The sequence below is a fragment of the Verrucomicrobia bacterium S94 genome (assembly GCA_004299845.1).
GTDB lineage: Bacteria > Verrucomicrobiota > Kiritimatiellia > Kiritimatiellales > Pontiellaceae > Pontiella.
The window spans coordinates 213,175-224,699 of the sequence record CP036201.1 but is presented as its reverse complement, the minus strand read 5'-3'; the positions used below and the strand labels follow the sequence as shown (position 1 = coordinate 224,699).

11 protein-coding genes, 1 other RNA gene and 1 pseudogene are annotated in these 11,525 nt (G+C 52.0%); 3 read left to right on the top strand and 10 right to left on the bottom strand.

Annotated features, from left to right (window positions below):
* The 7 genes from EGM51_00920 to EGM51_00890 form a co-directional block, all read right to left on the bottom strand.
* Positions 1–474 carry a DUF669 domain-containing protein gene (locus EGM51_00920; protein ID QBG46041.1) on the bottom strand — a complete coding sequence of 158 codons (474 nt, stop codon included), beginning with the start codon at positions 472–474 and terminating at the stop codon, positions 1–3.
* Positions 475–476: 2 nt separating this feature from the next.
* Complete coding sequence (locus EGM51_00915; protein ID QBG46040.1) at positions 477–1,220, bottom strand: ATP-binding protein; 744 nt, start codon at positions 1,218–1,220, stop codon at positions 477–479.
* A gap of 31 nt (positions 1,221–1,251) precedes the next feature.
* Positions 1,252–2,286, bottom strand: coding sequence for a hypothetical protein (locus tag EGM51_00910; protein QBG46039.1), 1,035 nt, complete (start codon positions 2,284–2,286; stop codon positions 1,252–1,254).
* Positions 2,286–2,600, bottom strand: coding sequence for a hypothetical protein (locus tag EGM51_00905; protein QBG46038.1), 315 nt, complete (start codon positions 2,598–2,600; stop codon positions 2,286–2,288). Before EGM51_00905 ends, EGM51_00910 begins: the two co-directional genes overlap by 1 nt.
* Before the next feature lie 111 nt (positions 2,601–2,711).
* Positions 2,712–3,296, bottom strand: a complete 585-nt coding sequence (locus EGM51_00900; GenBank protein ID QBG46037.1) for a sigma-70 family RNA polymerase sigma factor — start codon at positions 3,294–3,296, stop codon at positions 2,712–2,714.
* Positions 3,297–3,618: 322 nt separating this feature from the next.
* On the bottom strand, positions 3,619–4,680 hold the full coding sequence (locus tag EGM51_00895; protein QBG46036.1) for a hypothetical protein: 1,062 nt from the start codon (positions 4,678–4,680) through the stop codon (positions 3,619–3,621).
* A complete protein-coding gene (locus EGM51_00890) occupies positions 4,673–5,839 on the bottom strand; it encodes a hypothetical protein (GenBank protein QBG46035.1) in 1,167 nt (388 codons plus the stop codon). The genes EGM51_00895 and EGM51_00890 overlap by 8 nt, the downstream gene beginning before the upstream one ends.
* Before the next feature lie 417 nt (positions 5,840–6,256).
* Between EGM51_00890 and EGM51_00885 the strand changes: the two genes are divergently transcribed.
* From EGM51_00885 to EGM51_00875, 3 genes and pseudogenes are all read left to right on the top strand, one after another.
* A complete protein-coding gene (locus EGM51_00885) occupies positions 6,257–6,766 on the top strand; it encodes a DUF2924 domain-containing protein (GenBank protein ID QBG46034.1) in 510 nt (169 codons plus the stop codon).
* A pseudogene (locus EGM51_00880) lies at positions 6,759–8,335 on the top strand (recombinase family protein). The gene EGM51_00885 and the pseudogene EGM51_00880 overlap by 8 nt, the downstream one beginning before the upstream one ends.
* The gene (locus tag EGM51_00875) at positions 8,332–8,745 is read left to right on the top strand and encodes a hypothetical protein (GenBank protein QBG46033.1); all 414 of its coding nucleotides are present in this window, start codon (positions 8,332–8,334) and stop codon (positions 8,743–8,745) included. Before EGM51_00880 ends, EGM51_00875 begins: the two are co-directional and overlap by 4 nt.
* A gap of 535 nt (positions 8,746–9,280) precedes the next feature.
* Here EGM51_00875 and ssrA read toward each other — a convergent pair.
* The 3 genes from ssrA to EGM51_00860 form a co-directional block, all read right to left on the bottom strand.
* Positions 9,281–9,635, bottom strand: a transfer-messenger RNA (tmRNA) gene (gene ssrA / locus EGM51_00870).
* Between the two features lie 98 nt (positions 9,636–9,733).
* Positions 9,734–10,261: a hypothetical protein gene (locus EGM51_00865; GenBank protein ID QBG46032.1), complete on the bottom strand. Its 528-nt coding sequence runs from the start codon at positions 10,259–10,261 to the stop codon at positions 9,734–9,736.
* 112 nt (positions 10,262–10,373) lie between these two features.
* Positions 10,374–11,525, bottom strand: a complete 1,152-nt coding sequence (locus EGM51_00860) for an ABC transporter permease (GenBank protein QBG46031.1) — start codon at positions 11,523–11,525, stop codon at positions 10,374–10,376.

Here is an 11,525-nt window from a genome sequence, read left to right as displayed (position 1 = left end):
CTAAAACGGGATCATGTCGTTTACGTCCTGACCGTCCGCCGAACCGGTTGTATCGCTTTCATCCAACACAATGCGTCGGTTGAAATAGATATTCTCGAATTCGTTTTTCGTGCGCTTGGTCACTTCGAGGCCAACATCCAGCAGGGACTCCAGTTTGCCCGAAAGCTCCGACAACTTTTCAATCTGAAGACCGCAGGTGTAGAGATCCTGTTTCAGCCATTTCACATTGTCTTTACTGGCGATCACGTTATTGCGCCACAGCAGACGGCCTTTATGGGCCGGACCGAGAATCTTCAACGCCCACTTCAGCATCGGATTGCCGGATGTCTCTGAGCGGGTCAGCTCAACGCGATCCACTTTGACCTGATATTTCCCATCTGGAATCTCGTCGAATTCCTTCTCTTCAACATCTGCCGTTTCAAAGTCGTCATCAAACTGCGCGAGGTCGAGATCGTCATTTTCATTCCAGCTCATGATTATTTCTCCTTGGGTTTAGCGGTTTCTTTTGCGGTGGGCTTGGGAGCGCTCGTCGCGGCAAACGCCTGCATGAAGGATGGGAAGTCGAGCGGGATTACTTCCGGCAGCATTCCGGTACGGTCACCTGCGTCATAGTTGGGGCTGGGTTTCGTTCGCATCACCCGTTGGTGGATAGGCTTGCTGTTTTCTCCGACCTTGGTTTCAAGATCACAAAACAGAATCAAGTCGACCAATCCGGTCAGCAGTTTGCGGGCTTTGTCCGGAAGCGTTGGCATGATACGCGTGTGTTTACCGGTACGCGTTTCAATCTCGCGCTCCTGTGAATGCGAAATGAGAATCAGGCCATACGGAAGGAACGCCAGCTTGTTAATGACCCGCTGGAACTCATTGTTGATCAGCGCATAGCCCTTGCCGAAACCGAGGTCGGACTCGTGCTCGATCTGGAATTTTTTACACACATAGTCGGCGCACATGCGATAGGCATTATCGACCGTATCAATGATGATGGTTTTGAAATCGTGTTTTCCTTCCGCGATTTCGGCGCAGGCCTGCAGTAGGTCATCCCAACAGGTGATCGGGGCTTCGAACACCTCAAGGGAGTTCAGTCCCGGCTCGGTTGCAAGGAACAGGGCATTTTCGGCATGGGAGCACCACGTTGACTTTCCGATTTTGCTCGGTCCGTAGACCAAGGCGGTCAGGTTATGCAGGCTTGCTTTCGGTTTGGTTTTGCTTTGAGGAAGCATAGTTATCTCCTTCGGTTAATGATGTTGCGGGTTAAAAAACAGGGTTTTGCGGATCCGACTTCGGTGCATCGCTTTTCGGCTCTGTCCGGAGTTCCTCATGCGGGCGGACCTCCTCGAAACAGTTCTCGATAACGTTGGGGTTTTCGCCACTACGGCAAAGCGGGTAGTAAGGACAGGCCCGGCCATACTGAAAACAAAAGGCGGTGTTTCGATAAAATGTGTTCCGGCGGCGAGCATCGAGCATCGCTTTGGACAGCTCCCATAGCTCACTGCGCAGCTCGGTAAATTGATCGCGGGAAAGGTATAGCTCCTCGCGATGGAACATGCCCGGATCGTCATACTTCGCCCTGAGCCGCGCCTGAAAGGCCTCATCAGTTTCCGGCATCTTGCGCTTTGCACTGCTTTTTCCGGTCTTAGATTTGGCGATCAGTTCGGCACGCCGAGTTTCAAACTCTGCTTCGGTTTCACCTTTGCTCTGGCGCAATTTTGCTTTAACCAGCACGTTGTAAATGATGCCTGTTATTTTGATGCCAAGCGTCTGCTCCAGGTACCACGCATAAAGAATGATCTGAAAGTCCGTCCAGAGTCGTTCCAAGTAAGCGGCATCAACCTGCGCAGCGGTTTTATGCTCCAACAGGAAATACTGACCATCCTGAATCACCAACCCGTCAACCTTGCCCGCCAGCACAAAACTGCGGGAGGCAGCGTTGGTATCCGGATTGATAATAGAGCCTTCAAAGGTTTCTTCCAGCGCCTGAACATCGAATCCCTCTGTGGCATACCGTTCCGAATAGGAGGTCATCATTGCGGTAGCCAAATGCCAGTCCGCTAATTGTTTATCGTCCTTTATGCGGTCGGCATACGTGCGGTCGATATGCTCAATCACCTTTTCAAGTTCGCGCTCTCCGTGCCAAATCTCAAGGCAGTCGTGAATCACGGATCCGAAAGCCATATTGTGGTCTTTTTCTAATGGGACGAGATTGCGAAGGTAGCGGTATTCACAGGCCTTTCGGCAGTTGCGGAACATGCGCCACATCGAATAGGTGGTGGTCATCGGCTTATTCATTACGCCACCCCCTGAGCCATTTTCTGTTCGGCTTTGGAACCGAAGACATCGCCGTTTTGGCGATCAATCATCACGGCGCGTTCGCCATATTCTTTGGTGGCGAAGCCGGTGAAAATTTTGGCCAGATCACTGCCGATCTGCGTCATGGTTTCGATCAGGCAGGTGCGTTTTTCTTTGTTTACGGTGAAGCGGGATTCCATACGTACCCGGGAGTGACCGTACAGGCTTTCGACGGCCAACAGAGCCAGCATAAAAGTGTCTTCCATTTCCTGTGCCGGAACATCCGAGGCAAAGCGATAGGTGTAGTGTTCCATTGTTTATTCTCCAGTTGATTGCAGTTAAATGTTCTTCACCGAGGCCCCGGTAATCCGCTTTCTGGGCGGTAGTCGTTACCTACCGGAAACAGGTGAAAAGTGTCGGGGTGGTTAGAGGTATTCTTTCAGCCCAGCTTCCTGAAACGCCTCGCGCAGAAGGGTCAGGCGGTAATAAAGGGTGCCGCGACAAATGCCGGTATCCCGCGAAATCTCCATCATATTGCTGGTCCGCAGTCGTTCGCAGAGGTCACGCAATTGTTCGGGAAGCGAAGCGATGACCTCCTCCAGATCAATCTGCATATCGCCGGACTTTCGCTCCAGTGGTTCGCTGGTTTTCGATGCCGGATTCAGGTCGCTGCTCAAAAGGTCAACCCGCTGGTCTCGGTCTCCGTAATTTCCGGGAACGATCTCGTTTAGGGAGGTAGAACAAAGGCGGCAATCGCGGCGTTGTGCAAATCGCTTTTCCAGCAGCGACGCAATGCGGCGTTCAACAATCCGGGCCATAAAGGTGGTCTTTTTGGCTTTGGCCGGGTTGTAACGTTTCATGCGTTCGAGCAGGTCAATCATTAGTTCCTGCTCCAGGTCGGGGCGGTCGCTTTCGGTGAGACCAGCTTTGCCAATCAGCAATCGGGCTTTGTTTCTGATAAGGTCGGCGGCGTAGGTATCAATACCTTCATACGAATTCGGTGATAACATTCCGAATCTCCTGTCATTGTCGAACCGCCCGAATGACAGGACTGGAAAATTTTCTCCGGGTGCGGTCGTGGTTTCATGCTGAACACCAGACCTGTCACCCCGCCTTGGTGAAATTTCGTTGAGACGGTGAAATTTCACTACTCACAGAGAGACGAATTCCCTGATTTGCTAAGGAATTTGATGATTGTGTCGGGAAATATTTCTTAACTTTTTCTTCTGCTTGCCCGGTGAAATTTCACCGAACCACCGCCGGAAACGAAAAAAGCCCCGACCCAAATGAATGGATCGAGGCTCTTTATAGAGTGGTTGTTATCAATGGCAGCTACCAGCTGTCGTCTGTACCCTCCGAAAGAATTGTGAAGCGGCAACGATAGCTACCAGAGGAATCATCCCAGTAGATGGGGTCATCTTCCAAATGGAAGAATGCTCGGAGTCGTTTTGAAAGAGCTGCCTTCTGCGATTTCAAGTTTGTAGCGGCCAGTTCACTGTTCCAATCAATTGCCCCCTCTGTCGCAGCAAAAGCTAGGAAGGCAACCCACTGCTTTGTGGGCTTCTTATTTCTTTGGTTGCTCATTCCCATATCGCTATAGGTGTACATGCCGGTTTTTTCACCGGCCCAAATACTGACAGTGTGATTGTCGCGGAACTGAATTTTGATGTCTTCCCATGTGGTTCCTTTCGGAGTCTGGAAGAATACGGTGCCGCCGGAATCCGCTTCAGGCACCTGATCCAGCAATGGCTTAAAGATGATCTCAGGCGTCCGGTTCACAGTGAGAGCCGATTTGTTGATATTGAAATCTTCCGCGAAAACGCCTAGCGCACATTTCTTTTGTGCCAGCAGTTCTTCAATGGATGGTGTCAATCCACAGCGGGAGGGGATGATCAGTGCAAACGAGTCCTCGTGGGTATGGCAGAGCTGGCGACAAACATCCTGTAAAGCGGATTCTGTTTTTTGCATGGTGACGAATACTGGGAACCGAAATCCCTCAGTTGGAATAAATTCGCCGATCCTCCATGTGTTACATAGACCATCGATTGCGGATTCTTTAAATGAAATGTCCAGTGAAGCGCACAGCGCCTTGTTTAATATGGTTTGTTTCAGCTTATAGATCAGCAAGTCGCTGCGGGATACCTGAAATTCTGGCTCCCCCTCATCACAGATTGCAGCAATGTCGTCATCGGAATGGCGCACGATCCGGCGCGGACAACTGAAAGCGCACTTGGTCAGACAACGAATAGAGTCCGCATGCTCTTTCGTTAGCTGTAGAAAGTGCTTTTTGAAATGGGGCAATTGCGGCCACTCATCCAGCCCTTGATTCCATTCTGCCTGCGGAGCGGAATAGCCAGGAAGCGACTCAATGAATGACCAAACCGGATCAGGCATCCGATTCACCATCACCATCTATGATAAACCCACGATTCCACAGCCACCGTTCAACCGCTTCTGCGTCTTCATTGCATTTATATTGCGCTCGATTACCCGAGGTAATCGAGATGATCTTGGGGCTCGGCGAGTGGCGAAACTTAATGCGAACCTTGATCTGAGTAATCTCACCGTAAGTCGGCAATGCACCACCGCGATCCCGAAGAGATGCGAAAAGGTCATCGGATTTGAATATTTCAACATCCTTAAACGGCCCGCCCCTCGAAATCTGCACTTCACGCAACTTCACAAATTCAATTTCATCAATATCTTCGGAAAGCATGGCATCTTCACCATCTGTACGAATCGGATCCAGATTGAACTGCCTGCACAAGTCAAAGTAGTTCCCGTCGCCGAAGATATGTGCGCCGAATGCGGCTCGATAGAGTTTAATCTCACCTTTGGAATCAGCGTTGATCCGCAATTCGCCGTTGGCCGGGTTGTAAACAACGACGTCATGTTTTTCTGGGCGGAAATGGAAGCTAGTGGAGTTTCCGTCGTCAATCACGGCTTCGCGGGAGTAGCGCTTCCCATGACGAACCATAAACCAGATATAATCGTTCTTTGATACGCATATGATTTTAGAAAAACGGCCTTTGAGATGGCGCTGGAACCAATTATCGAGCGTATTTTCCAGCAAAGTGAGGACTTCTTCAGAAGGATCTTCAAAGTTGGGGACAGGGTTCTGGCTGGTTTTGTAGTAATCGAATGCCCGTTTACTGGTAGAGAGCAGATTTCCGCTAATGCGTTTAATGACATCCGGTAAAACCATCCAGACCTGCAGAGCTAAATCCGCCGGAGAGGTATTCTGATTGATAGGGAAAAGCGGAGGTTCCCGTTCCAAATACTCTAATATGGCATCCGCTCCATCATCTGTTGAAACCTCGTTTATATAATAAAGAGCTTCGGCCAGTTCATCCGGCGTTGCGTCGTCGGAGGTAACGAGAATTTGCCGAATGGATCCGTAATTCGGCTCATCACTGTTCAGCTCACCCACAACATCAACATTACGGGTATGGAAGTAATCCGCATGCGGCGTAAAGAAGCTGATCAGATGGGATTTATCGATCTGTTGCAGCACCTCCGGCTTTGAAAAACGACGTAAATTCAGCGTACTCATGGCTTATCTCTCTTTTAATACCAAAAAACCGTTTAACTTTATCGAAGTAGGCTCTTAAAAGAAAATGGAAACCTATTTTTAGTTCTGCTTTTCGGCATTTTTCTAACGTTTCCGGTAGGTAAACGACAGTACACCTCGAAATTTAGGAGATATCGTATGCAGAACATTGAGCTTGCCCCGGAAAACCCATTTTCAGCCCCACTTCAAGAGTCATCCGGTCCGTCCAACCAACTGGCATCCAAGGATCAATGGGATGCCGTTTCGGAAATTCTAGCGGTTGCAGTGCTCAGAAACCGCTTCAGACGGCTACACCCGTCAGATTAATGCCGATGTGGTCAGAGAAGGACTTGCTAAGTTTTGCGACAAGAGCGTGTGTGTCATGGAAACCAAGTCCAGAACCAAGAGAAGGAGGATTTCATGGATGAATTAAAGAAACAGCGGAACGATGAACGGTCCCGCATATCAGTCCTGCGCCAGTTGGCCGCATTGGACAAAATGAGCGCTCAGCAGCTACGGGAAAAGTGGCTGGATCTGTATGGAGAGAAGGCCCCGAATTACCGGAAGTCGTTTCTCTTAAAACGGCTGGCGTATCGGATTCAGGAGCTTTATCACGGCGGGCTATCGGCCCCCGCAAAAAAATGCCTGAAGAAAATTGCGGCCAAAGATCCAGTCGCGACGGTCAAAGTTCAGGTTCCAGATGCCCGGAAGCCACAGGAGTCCATCCTGCCCGGGACGCGCTTTGTGAGAATTTGGCACAAAAGACGGTACGAAGTAATCGCCCGGGAAACGGGGTTCGAATACGAAGGGCAAATATACCGTTCACTCAGCGCAGTGGCTCGTACGATCACAGGGACGCAATGGAACGGGAAAATCTTTTTCGGCGTGAAGCGAGACTACAGAAAGAAAAAGGAGGCCGCAGATGCTTAATAATGTAAATACCCGACAAGATGGGAAACCCCTGCGGTGCGCGATCTATACCCGTAAGAGTCATGAAGAGGGATTGGATCAGGAATTCAACTCGCTGGATGCTCAGCGCGAATCGGCAGAGGCCTATATTGAAAGTCAGAAGCTTCAGGGCTGGCAGGCTATTCCAACGCGCTATGACGATGGCGGTTTTTCCGGCGGTACCATGGAGCGTCCGGCTTTGAAGCAGCTTCTGGCTGACATCGATGCCGGAAAGGTCGATTTGATTGTGGTCTATAAGATAGACCGGCTTTCACGCTCATTACTTGATTTCATGAAAATGATTGAGGTGTTTAATGAGAAGGAAGTGAGCTTTGTTTCCGTCACCCAGCATTTCAGTACAACGGATCCTACGGGGCGTATGTTCCTCGGAATCCTGATTACGTTCGCTCAATACGAACGCGAAGTGATCGGCGAACGCATCCGAGACAAGGTGTCGGCGGCAAAGCGGCGCGGTAAATATTGTGGTGGCGTTCCTCCTCTGGGATATGACGTGGATCGAGATAAGAAAAAGTTGATGGTTAATCCGGAAGAGTCGCGATTGGTACAGCGCATTTTCAAACGATACGTTCAGCTCGGCTCCGTTCAGCAATTGGGAAAAGAACTGAACGAACAAGGCTATCGAACCAAGTCGTGGACAACCAAAAAAGGGATAGAGCGAATAGGCACCGAATGGAATAACGGCCAACTTTATCGATTGCTGAATAATCGACTGTATCTTGGTGAGATCGCCTATAAGGGAAAAAACTATCCGGCAGAGCATGATGCGGTGATCGACCAGCAGGTGTGGAATCAAGCGCAGGCGCTACTTTCAGAAAATCAACGAGCCAAGAGGGTCAAAGCTCGCGTGAAAACAATATCCCCCTGAGCGGCATGATTCGGTGCGGCCATTGCGATTGCGCGATGGGGATCACCTACACGAAGAAGAAGGATCGCCGCTATTCATATTACATCTGCATGAAAGATGATAAGCGCCCGGTCAGTACGTGCCCGATAAAGCGCGTTTCTAGCGGCGACATTGAAAAGGTGGTGCTGGAACAACTTGGCGCAGTTTTCCGGACGCCAACGTTGGTGGCGAAAACCTACTTCACCGCCCGGGATCTGGAAAATGAAGAACGGGAACGGCTGGATGCGGAACGATTGAAGCTGGAAGAGAAGCTCCGCTCCGCACAAAGGGGCGCATTGGCCTTGATGTCGGCAGACAACACCGATCCTGAAGCCTTTAGCCAATTAACGGAGGCCAATCGCCTTGTGGGCGAACTCAGCGATCAGCTCGCCCCAATCGTGGCCCGCCTGAATGCGATGAAGTCTGGAGCCATTACAGAGGCCGACGTTTCCGCCGCATTCCAAAGCATTGAGGTCTTCTGGGAGGATCTTTTCCCATTGGAGCGACATCGACTTATTCAACTGCTGGTGGATCGGATTGAACTTCGGGAAGAAGGAATAGATATGACGCTGAAAACCAACGGACTGACCGGATTGGTATCCGAACTGAGCGGTCTGGCGGAAGAAGTCGAAGGGAGGACAGCATGAGCAAAGCAACCATCAGCGTGAACGAAAACGGCAATCTGCACATTCATATTCCCATGTTTGTGAAGAGAAGCCACGGTCGGAAGATTATTTATACGCCCCAAACACTGGAAGGCGACAACGCCGATATGCCGGACATCGTTCAATCCGCAGTCGCTCAGTCACTCGCCCGGGCGTTTTCATGGGCTGAGCTACTGGAGAGCGGCAAGGTAAAATCTGTGGCCGAACTCGCCCGGTCGCTTTATGTGGACGGTTCGTATATCTCGCGAACGCTCAAACTCACCACGCTTGCCCCTGATATCATTGAAGCCATTCTTAATGGAGAGGAACCCGACGGCCTATCGCTGTCCAAGCTGGTGCTCAGCTTCCCCTTGGATTGGGAAGAGCAACGAGCGCATTTCGGATTCAAATAAACGAAAGGTAAACGTTACGGCAGGCCCGGGCAGCATCACGCTGTTCGGGCTTTTTGCTGTCTGGACCGCTTCAGCGGATTGCCCAGCGAGGAAGGAAAGTTAATTCCTGTTACATCGGGGCAGAGCAATTAGGTTCGGCGCGAGGATTTTGCAACTGACTTGTTTTGAGTTGGTAACGGCATGGCAGAAGGAAAATTAACGTTTCTTCCTTTGGCCAGTCCGAATCTGTGGTTCGAATGTGCGCCCGAAATAAGCCACCGAATGTTGCGCAGGCACAACCGTGAAAAACGGCATATTGCGCAAATACCTGCATCTAAAGGATATCTATTTTCGGACGCGATCCGGACTCAGTCCGAAGAATTCAGAGAAAAAGCGGAGAAACAGAGAATACATGTTGCTGAGAACCGGAGAATAGCAGCCCATGTCCGGTTCAATATAAAATGCTGAAACGTCAGAAACGCCGCTGTTTAAGGGGCAAACGAGGCATAAATAAAAAAAACTCCCCCTCGTGAGAGAAGGAGTTTTTTTATAAAACTGGTGGAGGCGGGGGAGTTGAACCCCCGTCCGAGTAAGAGTCACTACAGCTTCTACGTGTGTAGTCGGGGATTAAAAGATTCGCCGCCTTCGCTGCCCCCCGACGGGGCCACTTGGGTCGCTAGAATCCTGTTATCATTTTCGTGCCGCAACCCGGATCCCCGGTATTGGCCTTATCCCGCTGTCGTCGCCTCTATCCCTTAGCGGGAGTCAGAGTAGAGACGTGGCGCATTTATGCAGCCAGTGCGTAACTTTCGTCAGCATTTGTGTTTTTCGGGCTCCTTTTTACGAGGCCTGGAGACCAACCTCGACACGCCACTGAAGCTTCAACCTACCCGTCGAAACCAGTCGCCCCCAAATCAATGGGTCATAAGCAGAGACAGAGGGAACATGAAAAACGTTCATCCGTCAAGCGGTATAACGCCCTCCCCTTCCCTCCGCATGGGCCATGATCCTACCGCACGCCGACATGAATGGCGGAGGCATTGACGATAAAGGCGTCCGGGGTGGAATTCTGTGCAACGGTGCCGGAAACCGTGACGCGGCTGAGTTCTTTCAGGCCGCTTACCCCTTTAAGCCCGGTTTTGACCGGCCGGCCGTTTTCGCCGACAACCTGTATGGCAGCGGTACCCGCCTGCTTGAGTTCCGCCGGATCGCAGCAGGCGTCCCACGGCGTCGGGCAATGATCATCGTCTCCCATGGCATCACACGGCGTGACAGTCCCCTCATCGCCCAGAACAAAAACCGCGCGCCCTTCCACAAACGGATTCGGCACGCCCATGACCAGTCCGGTCAGCACAATTTCATCGCCCGGTTCCGCTTTGCGGGCTTCCGGAATCGGTACCGGCGTTCCGGCAATCGGCTCCGAAACAAACACCGGAGGAAGATCCGCTTTCGCAGTCTGAACCACCGCATCCTTTTTCCCGCATCCGGCCAGCAACACCACAGCGGCCAGCATTCCCATCGTCATCATCTTCTTCATCGTATTCTCCGTTTCTCTCCTGTTTTCACACCAAAGAACCACCGTATTCACAGAACGGTTCCAATTTCAGCTTTGCTGTATCCTCCATAACTTCAGCGGCTGACCTTTTAGCCTACCCTGCTGAACGCAGCGCACTCGGCAGCGGCGGCAGCAGGCATCTAAGTCCCGGAGGGATCGCCCCCACCAGTCCAAGCCCCAGCCCGGCAATCAATCCCGCTGCCGCCACCGACGGCGAAACCCGCAGAATAAAACTGCCGATCGAAAATGACACCGCAATGCCGTCGAGGAATCCAATCGCCGCAAACGATGCCAGCAGCGCCCCGCTCAGCGCGGCAATCGTGGATTCCTGAATCAGCGAAAACATAATCGCCCGGCGTCCGTAACCGATCGCCTGCAGCGTGGCAATTTCCCGAATGCGCGGCGCAAACGCGGCATAGAGGGTATTCAGACCGCCGAGCAGCGCACCGGTGGCGATCAGCAATGCCGTCACCCAGGTCATGCCGCGAATCGGCGCATAAAACGCCGCGATTTTAGCGAAATAATCACTTTCCCGCAGTGCCCCCAGCTCCAGATCCAGCCGCTGTTTCGTGAACAGATCGATATCCTCGAATTCGCCGTCGCCCAGCCGCACCACCACACAGCTCAGATGTTCGCGCTGACTCATGGATCGCAGATCATTGATATCCATCCAGATCTCCGATTCCATCACCGTGCCAGGCGCGGAAAAAATACCGGCAATCGTCATCGTCGAATCTTCAATCCGGATCTCCTTCCCCGGCTGCAGGGCCTCCTCCGGCAATCCCAGCCGGCGCCAGGCCAGCCGCCCGACCATCACCTGGCCCGGACGCAGATAACGCCCCGCCTGCACCGAAGTCTCCTGATGAACCATCAGCGCCTGCGGTGTCACGCCGCGCACAAAGGCCTGTTTCCGATCCCCGGAATCCACCGAAATAAAGGTCATCTGATGAATTTCCGGCGAAACCGCCCGTACACCGGCCGTCTCTTCCAACCCCGTGATGCTCGACTCCACAATCCCGGCCGTGCGCTCCGAAATCTCACTGCGCAGCACACTCTCCTCCGACCCCGCGCCAAGCAGGATCACATTCTGTTCCGATCCCGAGGCCGACAGCACACCGGTCATTCCATTATTGATCGCCGCGGCAATCATCACCATCAGCACCACCAGCCCGCTGCCGAGTACCGCCTGCAGCAGACGCATCGGATCGCGCATCAGGTTTCGTAAAGCATATCCAAACGGCAGCAT

Coding starts and splice junctions, on each gene's coding strand:
- EGM51_00905 (QBG46038.1), bottom strand. CDS start 2,600: ATGGAACACTACACCTATCGCTTTGCCTCGGATGTTCCGGCACAGGAA.
- EGM51_00865 (QBG46032.1), bottom strand. CDS start 10,261: ATGAAGAAGATGATGACGATGGGAATGCTGGCCGCTGTGGTGTTGCTG.
- EGM51_00895 (QBG46036.1), bottom strand. CDS start 4,680: ATGCCTGATCCGGTTTGGTCATTCATTGAGTCGCTTCCTGGCTATTCC.
- EGM51_00910 (QBG46039.1), bottom strand. CDS start 2,286: ATGAATAAGCCGATGACCACCACCTATTCGATGTGGCGCATGTTCCGC.
- EGM51_00875 (QBG46033.1), top strand. CDS start 8,332: ATGAGCAAAGCAACCATCAGCGTGAACGAAAACGGCAATCTGCACATT.
- EGM51_00860 (QBG46031.1), bottom strand. CDS start 11,525: ATGCTGCCGTTTGGATATGCTTTACGAAACCTGATGCGCGATCCGATG.
- EGM51_00915 (QBG46040.1), bottom strand. CDS start 1,220: ATGCTTCCTCAAAGCAAAACCAAACCGAAAGCAAGCCTGCATAACCTG.
- EGM51_00920 (QBG46041.1), bottom strand. CDS start 474: ATGAGCTGGAATGAAAATGACGATCTCGACCTCGCGCAGTTTGATGAC.
- EGM51_00900 (QBG46037.1), bottom strand. CDS start 3,296: ATGTTATCACCGAATTCGTATGAAGGTATTGATACCTACGCCGCCGAC.
- EGM51_00885 (QBG46034.1), top strand. CDS start 6,257: ATGGATGAATTAAAGAAACAGCGGAACGATGAACGGTCCCGCATATCA.
- EGM51_00890 (QBG46035.1), bottom strand. CDS start 5,839: ATGAGTACGCTGAATTTACGTCGTTTTTCAAAGCCGGAGGTGCTGCAA.